General features: G+C 70.9%; 16 protein-coding genes. 15 read left to right on the top strand and 1 reads right to left on the bottom strand.

Annotated elements, in window-relative coordinates; genetic code table 11:
* Positions 1-106: 106 nt before the first annotated feature.
* The 11 genes from CLU95_RS11095 to CLU95_RS11045 all read left to right on the top strand — a co-directional run bounded on the left by CLU95_RS11095 (position 107) and on the right by CLU95_RS11045 (position 13027).
* Complete coding sequence (locus CLU95_RS11095) at positions 107-1309, top strand: acyl-CoA dehydrogenase family protein (RefSeq protein ID WP_099793072.1); 1203 nt, start codon at positions 107-109, stop codon at positions 1307-1309.
* Between the two features lie 12 nt (positions 1310-1321).
* Positions 1322-2476: an acyl-CoA dehydrogenase family protein gene (locus tag CLU95_RS11090; protein WP_099793070.1), complete on the top strand. Its 1155-nt coding sequence runs from the start codon at positions 1322-1324 to the stop codon at positions 2474-2476.
* Between the two features lie 4 nt (positions 2477-2480).
* Complete coding sequence (locus tag CLU95_RS11085; RefSeq protein ID WP_099793068.1) at positions 2481-3995, top strand: acetyl-CoA acetyltransferase; 1515 nt, start codon at positions 2481-2483, stop codon at positions 3993-3995.
* On the top strand, positions 3992-4771 hold the full coding sequence (locus CLU95_RS11080) for an enoyl-CoA hydratase-related protein (protein WP_099793066.1): 780 nt from the start codon (positions 3992-3994) through the stop codon (positions 4769-4771). Before CLU95_RS11085 ends, CLU95_RS11080 begins: the two co-directional genes overlap by 4 nt.
* A gap of 18 nt (positions 4772-4789) precedes the next feature.
* The gene (locus CLU95_RS11075; RefSeq protein WP_099793064.1) at positions 4790-5611 is read left to right on the top strand and encodes an enoyl-CoA hydratase/isomerase family protein; all 822 of its coding nucleotides are present in this window, start codon (positions 4790-4792) and stop codon (positions 5609-5611) included.
* A gap of 106 nt (positions 5612-5717) precedes the next feature.
* On the top strand, positions 5718-6821 hold the full coding sequence (locus CLU95_RS11070; RefSeq protein WP_099793062.1) for a CaiB/BaiF CoA transferase family protein: 1104 nt from the start codon (positions 5718-5720) through the stop codon (positions 6819-6821).
* Between the two features lie 75 nt (positions 6822-6896).
* The gene (locus tag CLU95_RS11065) at positions 6897-8483 is read left to right on the top strand and encodes an acyl-CoA synthetase (RefSeq protein WP_257214600.1); all 1587 of its coding nucleotides are present in this window, start codon (positions 6897-6899) and stop codon (positions 8481-8483) included.
* Entirely contained in the window at positions 8480-10078 is a 1599-nt protein-coding gene (locus CLU95_RS11060; RefSeq protein WP_257214803.1) for a long-chain-fatty-acid--CoA ligase, read from the top strand. The genes CLU95_RS11065 and CLU95_RS11060 overlap by 4 nt, the downstream gene beginning before the upstream one ends.
* 39 nt (positions 10079-10117) lie before the next feature.
* Complete coding sequence (locus CLU95_RS11055; RefSeq protein WP_099793058.1) at positions 10118-11269, top strand: acyl-CoA dehydrogenase family protein; 1152 nt, start codon at positions 10118-10120, stop codon at positions 11267-11269.
* 14 nt (positions 11270-11283) lie between these two features.
* The gene (locus tag CLU95_RS11050; protein WP_099797218.1) at positions 11284-12075 is read left to right on the top strand and encodes an enoyl-CoA hydratase/isomerase family protein; all 792 of its coding nucleotides are present in this window, start codon (positions 11284-11286) and stop codon (positions 12073-12075) included.
* Between the two features lie 58 nt (positions 12076-12133).
* Positions 12134-13027, top strand: coding sequence for an SDR family oxidoreductase (locus CLU95_RS11045; RefSeq protein WP_099793056.1), 894 nt, complete (start codon positions 12134-12136; stop codon positions 13025-13027).
* Here the strand turns inward: CLU95_RS11045 and CLU95_RS11040 are convergent, their stop codons facing one another.
* Complete coding sequence (locus CLU95_RS11040) at positions 13028-15766, bottom strand: LuxR C-terminal-related transcriptional regulator (protein WP_099793054.1); 2739 nt, start codon at positions 15764-15766, stop codon at positions 13028-13030. It lies immediately after the preceding gene.
* 138 nt (positions 15767-15904) lie between these two features.
* Between CLU95_RS11040 and CLU95_RS11035 the strand changes: the two genes are divergently transcribed.
* Genes CLU95_RS11035 through CLU95_RS11020 form a run of 4 tightly spaced genes read left to right on the top strand, consistent with a single transcriptional unit; the run spans position 15905 to position 19799 of the window.
* The gene (locus CLU95_RS11035; protein ID WP_099793052.1) at positions 15905-17113 is read left to right on the top strand and encodes an acetyl-CoA C-acetyltransferase; all 1209 of its coding nucleotides are present in this window, start codon (positions 15905-15907) and stop codon (positions 17111-17113) included.
* Positions 17114-17140: 27 nt separating this feature from the next.
* Positions 17141-18550 (top strand): enoyl-CoA hydratase-related protein, encoded by a 1410-nt coding sequence (locus CLU95_RS11030; RefSeq protein WP_099793050.1) that lies wholly within the window; start codon positions 17141-17143, stop codon positions 18548-18550.
* Positions 18547-19386, top strand: a complete 840-nt coding sequence (locus CLU95_RS11025) for an acyl-CoA thioesterase (RefSeq protein ID WP_218967435.1) — start codon at positions 18547-18549, stop codon at positions 19384-19386. Before CLU95_RS11030 ends, CLU95_RS11025 begins: the two co-directional genes overlap by 4 nt.
* Positions 19383-19799, top strand: coding sequence for an EthD domain-containing protein (locus tag CLU95_RS11020; protein ID WP_099793048.1), 417 nt, complete (start codon positions 19383-19385; stop codon positions 19797-19799). Before CLU95_RS11025 ends, CLU95_RS11020 begins: the two co-directional genes overlap by 4 nt.
* Positions 19800-19822 lie beyond the last annotated feature (23 nt).

Raw genomic sequence — 19822 nt, 5'->3', positions numbered from 1 at the left:
AAGCGCTCACCGCCGCCGTGGGGCGCGCACGTTCGTCCGATCCGACGATGCCGCGCAGCCGCGCGCGCCGCACACTTGCCGGGTGTGAACCCTGTGAGACAACACCATGGCCTGGACACTCAGCGCGGCAGAGACCGCGTTTCGCGACGAGGTTCGCGACTTTCTTGCGCGCGAGCTGACGCCTGAGCTGCGCGCCGCGGGGCGTCGCTGCTCCGGCATCTTCACCGACTACGCCGACGGCAACCGCTGGCACCGCGTGCTGGCCCAGCGCGGCTGGAGCGTGCCGCACTGGCCGGTGGAGCACGGCGGCACCGGCTGGACGCCGATGCAGCACTACCTCTTCGCGAGCGAGCTGGCCGCAGCCGACGCGCCGCCGCGCGCGCCCATGGGCCCCGGCATGGTCGCGCCGGTGATCATCGCCTTCGGCACCGAGGCACAGAAGCAGGCCTGGCTGCCCGGCATCCGCTCGGGCGAGGACTACTGGTGCCAGGGCTACTCCGAGCCGCAGTCGGGCTCCGACCTGGCCTCGCTGCAGTGCAAGGCCGTGCGTGACGGCGACGACTACGTCATCAACGGCACCAAGATCTGGACCACCCACGCGCAGTACGCCAACCGCATGTTCTGCCTCGTGCGCACCGCCTCGGGCGGCAAGGCGCAGCAGGGCATCAGCTTCCTGTGCTTCGACATTCCCCAGGCCGGCCTGACGATCCGCCCGATCATCAGCATCTCGGGCGACCACGAGCTCAACCAGGTGTTCTTCGACGACGTGCGCGTGCCCGCCAGCGGCCTCATCGGCGAGGAGAACCAGGGCTGGACGGTGGCCAAGTACCTGCTGCAGCACGAGCGCGGCGGGGCCTGGGCGCCGATGCTGCGTGCGCGCCTGCGCCGGCTGCGCACCGCGGCCGACAGCGCCTTTGCCGCTGCGGGCGACACCGCCGCCGACGAGGCGCGCGAGATGGCGCTGCGCCTGGCCGAGATGGACTGCGCCATCGATGCGGTCGAAGCCACCGAGCTGCAGTCGCTGCGCGCCCAGGCGCGTGGCGAGCCGCACGGCATCCGGCCCTCGATGGGCAAGGTGATGGGCTCCGAGCTGCGCCAGCGCCTGACCGAACTCGGCGTGGAAATCGCGGCCCATTACGCGGCGGCCGACCTGCCGCTGGACGACAGCCTGCAGGGCGCGCTCGCCGTGCCCGAGGAGGCGGTGTTCTCGATGTCCGCCTACCTGAACGACCGCGCCGCGTCGATCTACGCCGGCTCCAACGAAGTGCAGCGCAACATCATCGCGGCGCAGCTCCTGCAATCCCGCTGAGGCCCGTTTCCCATGACCACCCTCACCGAACAAGACGACACCCTCGCGATGCTGCGCGACAGCCTCGCGCGCTACCTCGATGACCAGCACGGCTTCGAGCAACGGCTGCATGCGCTGGCCACCGCCGACGACGCACCGCCGCCGTTCTGGCAAGGCCTGGCACGCGATCTCGGCCTGTTGGGCGCAGCCCTGCCCGAGGCGCAGGGCGGACTGGGCCTCGGCCTGGCCGCGCACCTCGCGCTGCTGCCCACACTGGGCGGCGCACTCGCGGCCGAGCCGTATCTTTCGACGCTGGTGATCGGCGCCGGCCTGCTGCAGCGTCACCCGGGCGCGATGGCCGATGCGTTGCTCGCGCGCGTCGTCGCGGGGCAGGCCGTGCTGGCCTTCGCGCACGACGAACCGCACAGCCGTCACGCCCGTGACGACGTGCGCACGAAGCTCGTGCGCGAGCCCGACGGCCGGTTGAAGCTCGATGGCCGCAAGGCCGTGGTGCAGGTCGCGCCGTGGGCCAGCTACGTCATCGTCACAGCGCGCAGCGACAAGGGCTTGTCATTGCTGGTCGTGCCCAAGGACGCACCCGGCGTGCAGTTGCGCGCCTACCGCACGCGCGACGGCGGCCGCGCCGCCGACATCGCCTTCGACGCGGTGCACCTGAATGCCGACGCGCTGCTCGGCACCGAAGGCAGCGCGCTGCCGCAGATCGAGCAGGCACTCGACGAGGCTACGCTCGCGGTCTGCGCTGAGTCCATCGGCATCCTGCGCCGGCTGATGCGCGACACGCTCGACTACGTGCGCCAGCGCAAGCAGTTCGGCGTGCCGATCTCCAGCTTCCAGGTGCTGCAGCACCGGCTGGCCGACATGCACATGGCGCTCGAACAGGCCGACGCACTCACCGCCAGCGTGGGCGAGGCACTGGCCGCCGGCGCCGATGCGGCGTCGCGCGCACGTGCCGTGTCGTCCGCCAAGGTCGCGGTCGCCAAGGCCTGCCGCGCCGTGGGGCAGGGCGCGGTGCAGCTGCACGGCGGCATGGGCATGACGGAAGAACTCGCCGTCGGCCATTACGTGCGCCGCGCCACCCTCATCGAAGGCCAGTTCGGCCCGCCCGCATGGCACCTGCGCCGCGTGGCGCAGCTTCAGCAACAGCAACCACTCTCAGAGCAGCAGTAAACCCATGACAGCACTGGACGACCGCACGCCGGTCATCGTCGGCGTCGGCGAAATCACGCACCGCACCAAGGAGGCCGCCGAAGGCCTCGAACCCATCGAGCTGATGGCACGCGCCATGCGCGCGGCCGAACAGGACAGCGGCGCCGCTGCGCTGCTGGCCGGCCTCGATTCGCTCGACATCGTCTGCGAGTACTCGTGGCCCTACACCGACGCGCCCGCGCTGCTCAACGCGCGCCTGGGCTGCAGCCCGGCGCGCAGCGTCTATGGCGAGACCGGCGGCGAATCGCCGGTGCGCTACATCCACGAAGCCGCGCTGCGCATCGCGCGCGGCGAGAGCAAAGTGGCGGCCGTCACCGGCGCCGAGGCGCGCTACACGGTCGATGCCGCCGCCAAGCTCGGCACGCCGCTGGCCTGGACGCCGCGCGACGACAGCGTGAAGCTGGTGCGCGGCACCGACATCTGCCACCCCGTGGCGATCAAGCTCGGCGCGGCCATGCCGACCACCATCTACCCCCTCTACGAAAACGCCGCGCTCGCCCACTGGGGCCAGACGCCGCGCCAGGCGCAGGACGAGTCGTCGCGCCTGTGGGCGCGCTACTCCGAGGTGGCCGCCGCCAACCCCTACGCCTGGCTGCGCAAGCCCTTCACGCCCGAAGACATCGCGCGCATCGATGCGGCCAACCGCCTCATCGCCTGGCCCTACACCAAGCACATGGTGGCCAATCCGCTGGTCAACATGGGCGCGGCCGTGCTGCTCACCAGCGTGGGCCATGCGCGCGAACTCGGCATTCCCGAAGATCGCTGGGTCTACGTGTGGGACGGCGCCGCCGCGCGCGAGCCGCGCGACTACCTGCAGCGCGACCAGTACCACCGCTCGCACGCGCAGGACCTGGTGATGGAAACCGTGCTCGCGCAGGTCGGCGGCGATGCTTCGGCCTTCGAGATGCTGGAGCTGTACAGCTGCTTCCCCATCGTGCCCAAGATGGCGCGCCGCACGCTGGGCCTCGCACCCGAGGCACGCATGACCTCCACCGGCGGCCTGAGCTTCTTCGGCGCGCCGCTCAACGACTACATGACGCATGCCGCCGCCGGCCTGGTGCGCGCGCTGCGCGAGGCGCCGAAGGGCAAGGCCGCGCTGCTCTACGGGCAGGGCGAGTACGTCACCAAGCACCACGCGCTGGTGCTCGGTTCCAGCCCACCGCCGCAGGGGCTGCCGAAGCCCGACTACAGCGTGCAGGCCGCCGCCGACGCGCGGCGCGGGCCGGTGCCGCCGCTGGTGCTGCAGTACGCGGGCGCCGCCACGCTGGAGACCTTCACCGTGGTCTATGGCCGCGACGGCCAGCCCTCGCAGGGCATCGTGATCGCGCGCACGCCGGCCGGCGAACGGCTCATGGCGCGCGTCGAGGCCACGGACACGGCTTCGCTGAAGGTGCTGACCGGTCTCGACCGCAGCCCCGTCGGTTGCGGCGGCACGGTGACGGCGGGCGCGGACGATCTTTTGAACTGGAGCGTGTCATGAGCGCAGTCACCGTCGAACGCCTGCCGGGCCACGTCGCTCTCGTCACCATCGACCGCCCCGAGGCGCGCAATGCCGTCAACGGCGATGTGGCGACGGGGCTCGAAGCTGCCGTCGATGCCACCGAGGCCGACGACGACATCCGCGCCGTCGTGCTCACGGGCGCGGGCCGCGAGGCCTTCTGCGCGGGCGCCGACTTGAAAGAAGTGTCGGCCGGCCGCGGCAGCGCGCTGCGCACCGAGCGCGGCGGCTTCGCGGGCTTCGTGTACCGCGAGCGCAGCAAGCCGTGGATCGCCGCGGTCAACGGCAAGGCGCTGGCCGGCGGCACCGAACTCGTGCTGGCCTGCGACCTCGTCGTGGCCGTGCGGCAGGCGGCCTTCGGCCTGCCCGAAGTTCTGCGCGGGCTGATCGCCGCGGCGGGCGGGCTGTACCGGCTGCCGCGCGCCATTCCGCCGAACATCGCGCTCGAACTGATCCTCACGGCGGGGCAGCTCGATGCCGAGCGCGCGCACGGCTTCGGCCTGGTCAATCGCCTCGTGGACGATGTGGACGGTCTGCGCGAAGCCGCGCTGGCGCTGGCCGCCGAGATCGCGCGCAACGCCCCGGTGGCGGTGCGCCAGAGCCTGCGCGTGGCACGCGAGGCGAACAGCGGGCTCGACGAGGCCGCGCTGCGCGCCCTCACGCGCGACGCCTTCGAGCGCGTGGCCGCGAGCGAAGACTTCAAGGAAGGTCCGCGCGCTTTCATCGAAAAGCGCGCGCCGCATTGGAGCGGTCGCTGAAGCAAAGGAAAGAGCCCCATGTCCGACACCGATGACATCCTCATCGACCGCAGCCGCGAAGGCATCGCGCTGCTCACGCTGAACCGCCCGGCGCGCCTCAACGCGCTGAGCCAGCCCACGGTGCGGCGCCTGTGCGCCGCGCTCGATGCGCTGGCGCAGGACGACAGCGTGCGCGTGCTGGTGCTCACCGGCGCGGGGCGCGGCTTCTGCGCCGGCTGGGACCTCACGACGCCGCTCACGCGCCGCGACGACCAACCGCTTGAAGGCGAGCCTTCGGTGGCCGACCTGATGACGGGGCAGGAGCTGTTCGCCGGCATGGTGCGGCGGCTGCGCGCGCTCGACAAGGTGGTGATCGCCGCCGTCAACGGCGTGGCCGTGGGTGCGGGCTTTGCACTCACGCTGGGCGCCGACATCCGCGTGGCCGCGCGCTCGGCGTCGTTCCATGTGGGCGCGGTGCGCATCGGCCTCACGGCCGGCGAGTGCGGCATCAGCTACCACCTGCCGCGGCTGGTGGGCGCCTCGCGCGCCTTCGAGCTCATGCTCACGGGCCGACCCGTGCCGGCCGACGAGGCCGAGCGCATCGGCCTGGTCGCCGCGCTGGTCGACGACGACGCGTTGCTGCCGCGCGCGCTCGCCATGGCCGCCGACGTGCTGCGCAACAGCCCCTACGCCACGCGCCACACCAAGCAGCTCATGTGGGCCAACCTCGAAGCCCCGAGCCTCGACGCCGCGCTCGAGGTGGAAAACCGCGCCCAGGTGCTGGCGCTGAAGACCGAGGATTTCCGCGAGGCCGCCGCCGCCTTCGCGGCCAAGCGCGCGCCCGTCTTCACGGGCCGTTGAACCGTCTCGCTTCGGTTTCGTCGCTTCGGACGATGCGACGCCGGCGCCCGCGCGCCAAGATGCCTCTACACAACAGGCCGCCGGGTGCGCGCCAGAGGAGACACACATGGCAGGACCCCTGAAAGGACTTCGGGTCGTCGAGATGGCCGGCATCGGCCCCGGCCCCTTTTGCGCGATGCTGTTCGCCGACATGGGCGCGGAGGTGCTGCGCATCACGCGCCCCGGCACGCGGCGCGACCCCCACGACATCCTGGCGCGCGGGCGCAGCACCTGGGAGGTCGACCTGCGCGCCCCCGGCGCCGCCGCTCCGGTGCTCGACGCCATCGCGCGCGCCGACATCCTCATCGAGGGCTTCCGCCCCGGCGTGATGGAACGCCTGGGCCTGGGCCCGGCCGAATGCCATGCGCGCAACCCGCGCCTGGTCTATGGCCGCATGACCGGCTGGGGCCAGCACGGCCCGCTGGCGCACGCGGCCGGCCACGACATCAACTACATCGCCATCAGCGGCGCGCTGCACGCCATCGGCCGCTCGGGCGAGGCGCCCGTGCCGCCGCTGAACTACGTGGGCGATTTCGGCGGCGGCGCCATGCTGCTGGCCTTCGGCCTGCTGGCGGCGCTGCACGAGGTGAAAAGTTCGGGCCAGGGCCAGGTGGTCGATGCCGCCATGACCGACGGCGCTGCCTTGCTGTCGGCCATGATGTACGGCTTCAAGTCGGCCGGCCAGTGGAGCAACCAGCGCGGCGAGAACATGCTCGACGGCGGTGCCCACTTCTACGACACCTACGCCTGCGCCGACGGCAAGTACGTGGCCATCGGTTCCATCGAACCGCAGTTCTATGCGCTGCTGCGCGAGCGCTGCGGCCTGGTTGACGACCCCGCCTTCGACGCCCAGATGGACGCCGACCGCTGGCCGCTGCTCAAGCTGCGCCTGGCCGATGTGTTCCGCACCCGCACGCGCGACGAATGGTGCGTGCTGCTCGAAGGCAGCGACGCCTGCTTTGCCCCCGTGCTTGACTGGGACGAAGCCCCGCAGCACCCGCACAACGTGGCGCGCGGCACCTTCGCCACCGTGGGTGGCGTGGTGCAGCCCGCGCCCGCGCCGCGCTTCAGCCGCACCGCGCCGGTCGTGCCGCCGGCCGTGTCGCCCGACGACGGGCGGGCGCTGCTGCAGCGCTGGGGTGCCGCTGCGCCCGTGGCCGAAGCGCGCTGACGTTTCTCGTCTTTTCCCCCGGGCATGCGCGTTCGCGCATGCATGGCATTCACGCACCGACAGGAGCCCGTGCCCATGCAATCCATGCAACCGTTGCAACCGAAGCTGTACCTCACGCAGGCCCTGCACCGCGCCGTGCAGTGCAGCCCACGCGCCGTCGCCACCGTGTTCCAGGGGCGCACGCGCACCTACGGCGAACTCGGTGATCGCGTCGCGCGCCTCGCGGGCGCGCTGCGCCGCCTGGGCGTGCGGCCCGGCGACCGCGTGGGCGTGCTCGCGCTCAACGCCGACCGCACGCTGGAGTACTACCTGGCCGTGTGGTGGGCCGGCGGCGTGGTCAACCCGGTCAACACGCGCTGGAGCGTGACCGAGATGGCGCACTCGCTCGACGACTGCGCCACCGGCATCCTGTTCGTCGACGACCAGTTCCTGCCCGTGGCCGCCGAGCTGCGCGCCGCCGCACGCGCCGTCACCACCTGGGTCTACATGGGCGAGCGCCAGGCGCCGACTGGAATGACCGACTGCGAAGCCCTGATCCGCGAAAGCGAGCCCGTGCCCGACGCGCTGCGCGGCGGCGACGACCTGGCCGGCGTGTTCTACACCGGCGGCACCACCGGCCGACCCAAAGGCGTGATGCTCAGCCAGGCGGCGCTGGTGATCAATGCGCAGGTCTCGATGCTCGGCGCCTTCTTCGACGACAGCGCGCGGCTCTTGCAGGTGGCGCCGCTCTTCCACCTGGCGGGGCTGTCGTTTCTGCTGCGCGGCGTGCTCATGGGCTGCGCGCAGATCATCCTGCCGGGCTTCTCGGTGGACGGCATGCTCGCCGCCATCGAACGCGACCGCGCCACCAACCTCATGGCCGTGCCCGCAATGTTGCAGATGCTGGTCGACGACCCGCGCACCGCGCAGGCCGACCTGTCGAGCGTGCGCTTCGTCGGCTACGGCGCCTCGCCGATCACTGAGGCACTGCTGGAGCGCGCCTTCGCCACCTTTCCGCAGGCCGAGTTCGCGCAGGGCTACGGCATGACCGAGCTGTCGGCCGGCGTGAGCTACCTCACGCGCCACTACCACTCGCCCGAAGGCCGCAAGCTCGGCAAGCTCGCCTCGGCCGGGCAGGCGCTCTCGGGCATCGACCTGCGCGTCTGCGACAGCGACGGCCGCGAGGTGCCGCGCGGCACCGTCGGCGAACTCACCGTGCGCAGCCCGTGCGTGATGCAGGGCTACTGGAACCTGCCCGAGCAGACGGCCGCCGCGCTGCGCGATGGCTGGATGCACACCGGCGACGCCGCGCGCATGGACGACGACGGATTCGTCTTCATCGTCGACCGCTACAAGGACATGATCGTGAGCGGCGGCGAGAACATCTACTGCGCCGAGGTCGAGGGCGCACTCGCACGCCACCCCGCCGTGGCCGCCGCCGCCGTCATCGGCGTGCCCGACGAGCGCTGGGGCGAGGCCGTGCATGCGGTGGTGGTGCGCAAGCCCGGCAGCGATGCGAATGCCGACGCGCTCATCGCCCACTGCCGCGAACTGATCGCCGGCTACAAGTGCCCGCGCAGCGTGGCGTTCACCGAGGCGCTGCCGATCTCGGGCGCCGGCAAGGTCATGAAGTACCGCCTGCGCGAGCCGCACTGGGCCGGTCGCGCGCGCAAGGTTGCCTGAAGCCAGAACGCACAACCACCAAGGAGACGACACCCATGTTCCTCACCCAGCCCCTGCACAAAGGCCGCCGCGAGAAGGCCCGCGAAACCGCCGTGGTCTGCGGCAGCCATCGCCTCGACTTCGCGACGCTCACCGACCGCGTGGCGCGCCTGGGCGCCGTGCTGCAGCAGCTCGGCATGGCGCGCGGCGACCGCGTCGGCATGATGAGCCTCAACTCGCACCGCTTCGTCGAGTTCTTCTTCGGCACCTGGTGGGGCGGCGGCGTCATCAACCCGGTGAACATCCGCTGGAACCCGAAGGAGGTCGCCTACTCGCTGGACGACTGCGACACGCGCATCCTGCTGGTCGACGACCTGTTCGCACCCATGGCCGGCGAGCTGCGCAAACTCTCGAGCTCGCTGCGCACCGTGGTGTATTGCGGCGACGGCCCCGTGCCCGAAGGCATGGTCGGCTACGAGGCGCTGCTGGCCGACGCGCAGCCCATCGACGACGCGCCGCACAGCGCCGACGAGCTGGCCGCCATCATGTACACCGGCGGCACCACCGGCCGACCCAAGGGCGTGATGCTCACGCACGGCAGCCTTTACATCAACGCGCTGAGTTCGGTGGCCGCGGTGCCGCGCGAGACGCGCAACGCCGCCGTGGTCATCGCCGTGCCCATGTTCCATGTGGCCGGTTGCGGGCTGTCGCTGCAGAGCATCCTGCGGCTGGTTCCGCAGCACGTGGTGCCGATGTTCGACGAGGTGGCGATCCTGCAGGCCATCCAGGCCGCGCGCGCCACCGAGATGTTCCTGGTGCCCACCATGATCAAACGTGTGATCGAGCACCCGCGCTTTGCCGAGTTCGACCTCTCGAGCCTGCAGATGCTGCTGTACGGCGCCGCGCCCATCGACGTGGCGCTGCTCGAGCAGGCCATGGCCGCGCTGCCCGCCACCAGCTTCTCGCAGGCCTACGGCATGACCGAGCTGTCGCCCACCGTGGCAGTGCTGATGCCGCACTTCCACCTGCCAGGCCCCGACCGCAACCGCCTGCTGCGCGCGGCCGGCACGCCGGTGCCCGTGGCCGAGATCCGCATCGTCGACGGCGAAGACAACGAAGTGCCCCCCGGCCAGGTCGGCGAGATCTGCGCGCGCGGCCCCATGGTCATGAAGGGCTACTGGAACAAGCCGGCCGAAACCGAAGCCGCGCTGCGCGGCGGCTGGATGCACACCGGCGACGGCGGCTACATGGACGAACACGGCCTGCTGTTCGTGGTCGACCGCATGAAGGACATGATCGTGAGCGGTGGCGAGAACGTGTACTCGGCCGAGGTCGAGAACGCCATCGCCCAGATGCCGCAGGTGCTCATGTCTGCCGTCATCGGCGTGCCCGACGACAAGTGGGGCGAGCGCGTGCATGCGGTGATCGTGTTGCGCGAAGGCCTGCCGCTCACGGCCGACGACGTCATTGCGCATTGCCGCGACCAGATCGCCAACTACAAGTGCCCGCGCAGCGTGGAGTTCCGCGACGCGCTGCCGCTGTCGGCCGCCGGCAAGCTGCAGAAGTTCCAGCTGCGCGAGCCCTTCTGGGCCGGCAAAGAGCGCCGCGTCGGTTGACCCCATTCCCCTCATTTCAAGACACTGAAGGACCACCCCATGCCCATCGATTTCCGCCGCTCGTGGAGTGACGAAGAACTGGAGCTGTACCGCGACAACGTGGTGCGTTTCGTCGAGACCGAAGTCGTGCCGCACGACGAAGAGGCGCGCAAGCGCGGCCACGTCGGCCACGAGGTGTGGCGCAAGGCCGGCGCCCTCGGCCTGCTGTGTTCCGACATTCCCGAGGCCTACGGCGGCGCCGGCGGCGACTTCCGCCACGAGGCCGTGTTCTACGAAGAGAAGGCGCGCCGAGCGCTCAGCGGCATGGCCAGCTCGGTGCACACCATCGTCGCGCACTACTTTTTGAACCACGGCACCGAGGCGCAGAAGCTGAACTACCTGCCGCGCATGGCGCGCGGCGAGCTGGTCGGCGCCATCGCCATGACCGAGCCCGGCGCCGGCTCCGACCTGCAGGGCGTGCGCACGCGCGCCGAGAAGCAGCCCGACGGCAGCTACCGCATCCGCGGCTCCAAGACCTTCATTACCAACGGCTTTCTCGCGGGCGTGGTGCTGGTCGTGGCCAAGACCGACCCGACGCAGGGCGCCAAGGGCACCTCGATCCTCATCGTCGAGACCGAGGGCTGCGAGGGCTACCGCGTGGGCCGCGTGCTCGACAAGATCGGCATGAAGGCGCAGGACACCTCCGAGCTGTTCTTCGACGACGTGCATGTGTCGGCCGATGCGCTGCTCGGCGGCCAGGAAGGGCAGGGCTTTTTCCAGCTCATGAGCGACCTGCCGTACGAGCGCACCATCATCGGCGTGAACGCGCTGGCCACCATGGAAGGCGCCTACCAGGCCACGCTCGACTACGTGCGCGACCGCAAGGCCTTCGGCAAGCCGATCGCCGAGTTCCAGAACACCAAGTTCAAGCTGGCCGAGATCGCCACGCAGATCAAGGTCGGCCGCGCCTTCATCGACCGCTGCGTGGAAGACCTCGTGGCCGGCCGGCTCGACACCGCCACCGCCTCCATGGCCAAGCTCTGGGCCTCCGAGACGCAGGGCCGCGTGGTCGACGAGTGCCTGCAGCTCTTCGGCGGCTACGGCTTCATGACCGAGTACATGGTCGCGCGCATGTACGCCGACGGGCGCGTGCAGCGCATCTACGGCGGCACCAACGAGATCATGAAAGAAGTGATCTCGCGCGCGCTGTGAATGCGGTCCACGTCATGAGCGACGTATTGCAGATCGAGCGGCGCGACGGTGTCGCCTGGCTCACGCTGAACCGCCCCGAGCGCCTGAACGCGCTCGACCCGGTGCTGGTGCGCGCGCTGCGCGCGTACTTCGAAGGCCTGAACGCGGGCAGCCCCGAGCGCGTGGTCGTGCTGCAGGGCGCGGGCCGCGCCTTCTGCGCCGGGCTCGACCTGAAGGCGCAGGCGGGCGGCGAAGACCTCGGCGTGGCCGACATGCTCGAACAGCAGAAGGGCATCCGCGACATCATGCTGGCCATGCGGCGCTGCCCGCAGCCCATCGTGTGCGTGGTGCAGGGCGCGGCCAGCGGCGGCGGCTTTGCGCTGGCGCTGGCGTCGGACGTGCGACTGGCCACGCCCGACGCGCGCATGAACGCGGCCTTCATCCGCATCGGCCTGTCGGCCTGCGACGTGGGCGTGAGCTACTTTCTGCCGCGCATGGTCGGCAGTTCGGTCGCGGCCGAATACATGCTCACCGGCCGCTTCATGGACGCGCAACGCGCCTACGCGCTGGGCCTCGTGAGCCGCGTCGACGCGCTGCCCGCGCTGCAGGCCGAGGCGCAGGCGCTGGCCGACGACATGTTGAATGCCACTCCTGTGGCGCTGCGCCTCACCAAAGAAGCGTTGGGCTTCGCCGTGGACGCCGGCAGCATGGAAGCGGTGATCGCCATGGAAGACCGCAACCAGGTGCTGTGCACCCAGACCCGCGATTTCCGCGAAGGCATGACCGCCTTCCTCGAGAAGCGCGCGCCCGTCTACACGGGGCGCTGAGCTTCGTCTTCATCCCGCACGTCTTCGCGTGCACGCATGCAAGCACACAAGGATTTCCATGACCCTCGACGACCTGATGTTCAAGTCCGGCCTGCTCACCGGCCGCCGCTACCTCGTGACCGGCGGCGGCAGCGGCCTGGGCCGCGTGATGAGCGAGGCGCTGCTGCTGCTCGGCGCCGACGTGTACATCTGCGGGCGCCGCGCACCCGTGCTCGAAGAAACCGCCGCCGAGCTGATGCACCTGCACGGCGGGCGCGTGATCCCCAAGACCTGCGACATCCGCCACGACACGCAGATCACCGAGATGCTCGATGAAATCTGGGCCGACGGCGGCGCGCTCGACGGCCTCGTCAACAACGCCGCAGGCAACTTCGTGAGCCGCACCGAAGACCTGTCGCCGCGCGCCTTCGACGCCATCTCGAGCATCGTCTTCCGCGGCAGCTTCTGCATGACGCTCGAATGCGGCAAGCGTTGGTTGGCAGAGGGCAAGGCGGCGTCGGTGTTGTCGATTCTCACGACCTGGGTGTGGAACGGCTCGCCCTTCACCGTGCCCTCGGCCATGTCGAAAGCCGGGCTGCACGCCATGACGCAATCGCTCGCCGTCGAGTGGGCCGGCCGCGGCATCCGCTTCAACGCCATCGCGCCGGGCCTGTTTCCCACCGAGGGCATGAGCGCGCGCCTGAACCCCGGCGGAGGCGAGCACAAGGCCGAGCGCAACCCGATGGAACGCAACGGCCGCATGCCCGAGCTGGCCAACCTCGCGGCCTACCTGCTCGGCCCGGGCTCGGAGTACGTCAACGGCCAGACCATCGCCATCGACGGCGCGCAGTTCCAGGCCACGGGCGGGAATTTCTCGCGCATGTCGGAATGGAAGGACGACGACTGGCAGCGTGCGCGCGAGAACATCGCGGGGCGGGATGCGCAGGACAAGCGGCAGCGGCTGGCGGCCTAGTCAGCGGATCACCCCGAGCTTCCGCGCAATCGCCACCGCCTCCGTGCGCCGCTTCGCCCCCAGCTTCATGTTGATGTTGCGCAGGTGCGTGCGCACCGTGCTCTCCGACACGAACAGCTTCTCGCCCATCGCGTTGTTCGAATAGCCCTCGGCCAGCAGCTGCAGCACGCGGATCTCCTTGCGCGTGAGCGGCTCCTTGGTGGCGTCGCCCGACGGCGCTTCGGCGTCGATCGGTGAGGGCGGCGGGCCGAGCACCTGCAGCAGCCGCTGCAGGTAGTCGGCCAATATCGGGTCGCTGCGCAGCACAGGTGCCACGGCGCCGGCCTCCTGCTGCATCGCTGCCGCATAGCGGTGCACCAGCGTGCCCACGGACGGGCCTTCGTCGAGGATCAACCGCACGAAACCTTCCTGGCTCGCGGTCTGCAGCACGGCGCCGATTTCTTCGATGGCGGTGGCGAGGTCGCCTGCGCGTTGCAGCGCCAGCGCGCGCAGCACGCGCAGCTTGAGGGCGCGGCGGTTGCGGTTGGCGGCGACGGCGGCGTGCAGTTCGGCGTCGAGCACGGTGAGGGCCGCGCGCGCGTCGCCGAAGGCGATGTCCCAGCGTGCCTTGGCGAGCGCGAGGTAGTCGAGGTCGTGCGCGGGCAGGCGCTGGCGGCGCTCGCGCTCCCACAGCTCGGGGTCGTCGGCGCGTTGCAGCTCGTCGCGCGAGGCGGGGCCGTTGCCCTGCAGCAGCAACATGTGGGCGCGCTCCAGCTTGGCGCCCGCGACCACGCGCGGCAGCTGGCGGTGGTGGCCGAGGTATTCGAGTTCGGTGAGGGCCTGGAACGCGGCGTCGATGTCGCCCGCGTGGAACGCGATGCGCGAGCGCATGACGTGGCTCAGGATCATGTGGTCGGGCAGGCCCACGTCGCGCGCCAGCGGCAGGTACACGTTCAGCAGGTGCTCGGCCTGCACCAGCTGGTTGGTCTCGTACACGGCGCCCGCATACAGCACACCGGCCCAGGCGTTGCCGTGGCTGTGGTTGTACGACACGGCATGCGTCGAATCGACCGCCATGCGCAGCCGCGCAGTCGCCTGGCGCAGCCGGCCTTCGGTGAGGTCGAACAGGCCCGCGAGCGACTCGGTGTACATGCGGTTGAAGGTGCTGTTGCCCTGCTCGCGCCGCGCGGCCTCGAGCAGGCGCTGCGCCTCGCGCTGGTCGCCGCGCACCGCGAGGATGTGGGCCATCGCGTTGAGCAGCACGCCCTCGGCAAAGGCCAGCCCGGTGGGCATGCGTGCGAGGCTTTCGCGGCCGGCTTCGTAGGCGGCGTCGTGCTGGTCTTCCATGGCCAGCAGCAGTGGAATGAGCGTGTGGGCGTTGGCGCGCACCTCGGGAATGGGGCTGTCGAGGCAGCCCGACTGTTCGAGCAGCCGCATGGCGTCCCACGGGCCGTGCGTGAAGCAGGTGGCCCACAGCGCGATGAGCTGCAAGAACGGATGCTCGCGCAGCTGATGTTCGGGAATGGCCGAGAACCAGCGCGCCAGCATGCGCATGCGGCCCTGTTCGAGGAACTGCTCGGCGTAGCTGTCGAGCAGCGTGAGTGCGTGCGGATGGTCGCCGCCTTCAATGGCGTGGTCGATGGCGGGCACGGGCCGGCCGTGCGACTCGTACCAGCCCGAGGCCGCGAGGTGCAGCCGCGCAAGCTCGTCGGGCCGCTCGCGCGCCAGCTGTGCGCGCAGGAAGTCGGCGAACAGGCTGTGATAGCGCCATGCACGCACCTCGCCACCGGCGTCGCTGCTCACGGGCGTGAGGAACAGGTTGGCGGCGGCCAGTTGTTCAAGGATGACGGCGCTGTCGCCGCGCGGGCTGAGCGCCTGGCACACCGACGCATCGAGCTGGCGCAGGATGCTGGTGCGCAGCAAGAAGTCGCGGATCTCGGGCGGCTGGTGCGCGAGCACGTCTTCGGCCAGGTAGTCGGCCACGGCGCGGTCGGAGCCCGAGAAGCGCTCGATGAAGCCGGTCTCGATGCCGTGCCGCTCCAGCGCCATCGACGCCAGCCAGATGGCCGCGACCCAGCCTTCGGTCTTGCGGTGCAGCTGCGAGAGCATGTCGGCCGGCAGCGCTTGCGGCGGTTGCGCGGCGGCGTGCGGCGTGTGCGCCTGGCGCAGGCCGATGAAGGTGCTGGTTTCTTCCAGCGTGAAGCGCAGGCGGTCGGTGTCGATCTCGATGAGCTGGCCGCGCGCACGCAGCCGGCCCAGGCCGAGGTCGGGCAGGCTGCGCGAGCCGATCACGATCTGGCCGCGCCGCGGCAGGTGCTCGACCAGTTCGCGCACGAGGCCGAGCACGGCGGGTTCCTGCACCACCTCGAAGTCGTCCAGAAAGAGCGTGAAGGGCGAGTCGTGCGCGGCCAGCGCAGCTACGGCGTCGAAGGGTGCGTGGCTCGCGGGCTCGTCCACGCCGATGCGCTGCACGGTCTCGGCCAGGCAGTTGAGAAAGCGCGAGACGTCGTTGTCGGCGCGGTCGAGCGTGAGCCATGCGGTGGCGATGCCCTGCGCGTCCATGCGCTCGCGGATCTGCGCCATGGCGGTGGTCTTGCCGAAGCCGGCGGGTGCGCGCACCAGCACGAGCTTGACGGTCGCGGCCGCGATTTCTTCGCTGATGGCGGTGCGCGGCACCTGCGTGGCCACGAAGGCCGGCGGGTTGAGCTTGGTCTCGAGAATCCGGAGCGAGGAAGGGGGAACGGGGGCTGGTGCAGGCATCGCGAAGGGGGAGTGAATGCCTGGAAATTCCGTCGCTTCCGACGATTCCGGCAACCGATTCTGCTTCCTAAACTGGCCGCAGACAAACTGAATTCCCCTGCATCCGGTGGCCCTGCGCACCCGGGCAGCGCCCTGCCCATGACCCACGACGTTTTCATCTACGACCACGTGCGCACTCCGCGCGGCAAGGGGCGCGCCGACGGTGCGCTGCACCCCATCACGCCGGTGCAGCTGGCCACGCAGGTGTTGCAGGCGCTGCGCGAACGCCATGCGCTGGACCCCACGCAGATCGAGGACGTGGGCCTGGGCGTGGTGATGCCCGTGGGCGAGCAGGGCGCCGACATCGCGCGCGTGGCGCTGCTGTCGGCGGGCTACGGCGACAGCGTGGTCGGCTTTCAGCTCAACCGCTTCTGCACCTCGGCGCTCGACACGCTCAAGATGGGCTTCGGCCTCGTGGCCTCGGGCCAGGCCGACGCGGTGATCGGCGGCGGCGTGGAGTCGATGTCGCGCGTGAGCATCGGCAGCGACGGCGGCGCGGTCTACACCGACCCCGCCGTGGGCCAGCGCTACCCCTACATTCCCAACGGCGTGGCGGCCGACCTCATGGCCATGCTCGACGGCGTGGACCGCGAGGCGGTCGATGCCTACGCGATGGAAAGCCAGCGCCGCGCCGCCGTGGCGCAGGCCGAGGGCCGCTTCGACCGCTCGCTCGTGCCCGTGCGCGACCGGCTCGGCCGCACCGTGCTCGCCAAAGACGAGGCCAACCGCCCCGGCACCACGATGGCCGACCTCGCCAAGCTCAAGCCCGCCTTCGCCGGCGTGGCCGCGCAGGGCTACGAAGCGATCCTGCTGCAGCGCTACCCGCAGCTGTCGCACATCGACCCGATCCACACGGGCGGCAACTCGAGCGGCATCGTCGACGGCGCCTGCGCGGTGCTGCTGGGCAACCGCGACTACGGCACGCGCAACGGCCTCGTGCCGCGCGCACGCATCGTCGGCAGCGCCTCGTGCGCCGACGAACCGCTGCTGAGCCTGGGCGGTCCGATGCCGGCCACCGAGCGCCTGCTGGCGCGCTGCGGCCTGCGCATCGGCGACATCGACCTGTTCGAGGTCAACGAGGCCTTCTCGGTGGTGCCGATGCGCTATGCGCGGCACTTCGACATCGACCCCGCGCGCATCAACGTGAACGGCGGCGCCATCGCGCTGGGCCATCCACTGGGCGCAACCGGCGCGATCCTCACGGGCACGCTGCTCGACGAGCTGGAGCGGCGCGACGCGGGATTGGGCCTGGTCACGCTGTGCGCCGCGGCGGGCCAGTCGACCGCGCTGGTGATCGAGCGCGTCTGAGCGCGTCTTCTCTCAAGTTTTTTTCTCATGCATTCCAACATCCGATTCGAGGTCGATGCCGACGGCGTCGCGCTCCTCACCCTCGACGTGCCCGACCGGCCGATGAACGTGTTCACGCCCGGCTTCACGGCCGACCTGCGCGCGGCCGTGGCGCAGATCGCGCAGCGCGCCGACGTGCGTGGCGCGGTCATCACCTCGGGCAAGGCCAGCGGCTTCATGGCCGGTGCCGATCTCAAAGACCTCGTGGGCTTTCATGCGAAAGGTGGCAGCGCGGCCGATGCCGCCGAGGCCATCGCGCCCGGCGGGCGCGTGCTGCGCGAGCTGGAGCGCTGCGGCAAGCCCGTGGCGGTGGCGATCAACGGCGTGGCGCTGGGCGGCGGTTTCGAACTCGCGCTGGCCTGCCACCACCGCGTGCTGCTCGACGAACCGCGCGCGGTGGTCGGGCTGCCCGAAGTCACGGTCGGCCTGCTGCCGGTGGGCGGCGGCACGCAGCGGCTGCCGCGCCTCATCGGCATTGCGCGCGCGCTGCCGCTGCTGCTGTCGGGCCAGCACGTGGCGCCGGCCGAGGCGCTGGCGTTGGGCATGGTCGATGCGCTCGCGCCGGCCGACCAGCTTGTGCAGGTCGCGCGCCGCTGGGTGCTCGACCACCCCGACGCCGGCCAGCAGCCGTGGGACGTGAAGGGCTTCAAGGTGCCGGGCGGCGCGGGCGCGCTGGCGCCGCACGCGGGTGCGAGCTTCGGCGCCACGCTGGCGCAGGTGCGGCGCGACACGCACGACAACCTGCCCGCGCCGCTGGCCATCCTGTCGGCCGTGTACGAAGGCACGCAGTTGCCAATGGACGCGGGGCTGGCGGTCGAAGCGCAGTGCTTCGGTCCCTTGCTGGCCGGACCGGTGGCACGGAACCTGATGCGCACGCTGTTCGTGAACCGGGGCGCGGCGCTGCGGCGCAAGGGCGACCTGAGTGCGGTCAACGCTGCGTATGTCGAGCGGCTGCGGCAGCTGTACCGCAGTGAAGGGCAAGCGCTGCTGTCGGAAGGCGTGTCGCCCGCGCTCATCGCGAATGCCGCGCGGCAGGCCGGGCTGGCCGAAAGCCCGCTGACCGCTGAAGCCACCGCGACACACGCTGCCGCATCGCAGCCCGACGCGCGCGCCGTGGGCGAACGCCTGCTGTCGCTGCTCGCACTCGAAGCGGCACGTTGCCTCGAAGAGGGTGTGCTGAAGCAGCCGGTCGAAGCCGACCTCGGCGCCGTGCTCGCATTGGGCTACCCCGACTGGACCGGCGGCACGCTCTCGTACATCGAGACCGTCGGCCTCGCCGCCTTCGTCGCACGCTGCGATGCACTCTCAGAGCGCCACGGCGAGAGATTCAAGCCCACGGCTGCATTGCGCGAGCGCGCGCAATCGAACAGATTTTTCTATCCGGAGCAGGCCGCGTGAGCACACGCCGCGCGGAAGCGCTGCAGTCACTGGTCGCGCAGCTGCAGCTCGAACAGCTCGAGAAGAATCTGTTTCGCGGCACCAGCACCGACATCGGCGCGCCCGCCGTCTTCGGCGGCCAGGTGCTCGGGCAGGCGCTGATGGCCGCGGCCCGCACGGTCGACGGGCATGCGGCGCATTCGCTGCACGGCTACTTTCTGCGCGCGGGCGACAAGGCCGCACCGATCGTCTACGACGTCGACCGCATCCGCGACGGCGCGAGCTTCACCACGCGGCGCGTGGTCGCCATCCAGCATGGCGAGCCGATCTTCCACATGTCGGCCTCGTTCCATCGGCGCGAGGAGGGCGTGTCGCACCAGTGCGCGATGCCCGAGGCGCCACCGCCCGAAGAACTCACGCCGCGCGCCGGCTCGCGCGCTGGACCTCCTATACGGGTCGAAGGGCCGATCGAGTTCCGCTACGTCGATCCGCGCGACCCGGTCACGGCCGGCCCGCGCCCGCCGCAGAGCCAGCTCTGGCTGCGCACCGCCGACGTGCTGCCCGACGACCCGCTGCTGCACCAGGCGATGCTGGCCTATGCCTCCGACTACAGCTTCATGGGCGTGGCGATGCAGCCGCACGGCCTGGCGTTTCAACAACCCGGCGTGCAGGGCGTGAGCCTGGACCACGCGATGTGGTTCCACCGCGACTTCCGTTGCGACGACTGGCTGCTGTACGACGCCGACTCGCCCTCGGCCGAACATGCGCGCGGCTTCTGCCGTGGCGCGCTGTTCGACCGCGCCGGCCGGCTCGTGGCCTCGGTCGCGCAGGAAGGGCTGATCCGGGTGCGCCGATGATCAAGCTCGTCTTCTGCCTGCGGCGGCTGCCGCACCTGGACCGCGCGCAGTTCCAGCACCACTGGCGCCATGTGCATGCGCCGCTCGTTGCTGAACGCGCCGAGGTGCTGGGCCTGCGCCGCTACGTGCAGTCGCACACGCTCGACGATGCGCTGGTGCAGCCGCTGGCTGTGCCGCGCGGCAGCCCGGCGCCCTTCGACGGCGTGGCTGAGCTGTGGTGGGACAGCCTCGAGGCGCGCACCGGCGCGCGGCGCGACGAAGCCCGCCGCGCGAGTGCCGAGCTGCTGGCGGACGAGCGCCGCTTCATCGACCTGGCCGCCTCGCCGATCTTCTTCACCGACGAGTTCGCCGTGGTCGGCGACCCTGCCGCCGAGGCGGTGCGCGACTACCTGCAGGCGCGCGGCCGTCTGTAATCGTCGCTTCGGACGATGCCTGC

Origin of the sequence: Variovorax sp. 54 (assembly GCF_002754375.1) — a bacterium.
GTDB lineage: Bacteria > Pseudomonadota > Gammaproteobacteria > Burkholderiales > Burkholderiaceae_C > Variovorax.
Note: the sequence above shows the minus strand (reverse complement) of the source record. Positions and strands in the feature narration are given on the sequence as shown.

Coding starts and splice junctions, on each gene's coding strand:
- CLU95_RS11095 (WP_099793072.1), top strand. CDS start 107: ATGGCCTGGACACTCAGCGCGGCAGAGACCGCGTTTCGCGACGAGGTT.
- CLU95_RS11090 (WP_099793070.1), top strand. CDS start 1,322: ATGACCACCCTCACCGAACAAGACGACACCCTCGCGATGCTGCGCGAC.
- CLU95_RS11085 (WP_099793068.1), top strand. CDS start 2,481: ATGACAGCACTGGACGACCGCACGCCGGTCATCGTCGGCGTCGGCGAA.
- CLU95_RS11080 (WP_099793066.1), top strand. CDS start 3,992: ATGAGCGCAGTCACCGTCGAACGCCTGCCGGGCCACGTCGCTCTCGTC.
- CLU95_RS11075 (WP_099793064.1), top strand. CDS start 4,790: ATGTCCGACACCGATGACATCCTCATCGACCGCAGCCGCGAAGGCATC.
- CLU95_RS11070 (WP_099793062.1), top strand. CDS start 5,718: ATGGCAGGACCCCTGAAAGGACTTCGGGTCGTCGAGATGGCCGGCATC.
- CLU95_RS11065 (WP_257214600.1), top strand. CDS start 6,897: ATGCAATCCATGCAACCGTTGCAACCGAAGCTGTACCTCACGCAGGCC.
- CLU95_RS11055 (WP_099793058.1), top strand. CDS start 10,118: ATGCCCATCGATTTCCGCCGCTCGTGGAGTGACGAAGAACTGGAGCTG.
- CLU95_RS11050 (WP_099797218.1), top strand. CDS start 11,284: ATGAGCGACGTATTGCAGATCGAGCGGCGCGACGGTGTCGCCTGGCTC.
- CLU95_RS11045 (WP_099793056.1), top strand. CDS start 12,134: ATGACCCTCGACGACCTGATGTTCAAGTCCGGCCTGCTCACCGGCCGC.
- CLU95_RS11040 (WP_099793054.1), bottom strand. CDS start 15,766: ATGCCTGCACCAGCCCCCGTTCCCCCTTCCTCGCTCCGGATTCTCGAG.
- CLU95_RS11035 (WP_099793052.1), top strand. CDS start 15,905: ATGACCCACGACGTTTTCATCTACGACCACGTGCGCACTCCGCGCGGC.
- CLU95_RS11030 (WP_099793050.1), top strand. CDS start 17,141: ATGCATTCCAACATCCGATTCGAGGTCGATGCCGACGGCGTCGCGCTC.
- CLU95_RS11020 (WP_099793048.1), top strand. CDS start 19,383: ATGATCAAGCTCGTCTTCTGCCTGCGGCGGCTGCCGCACCTGGACCGC.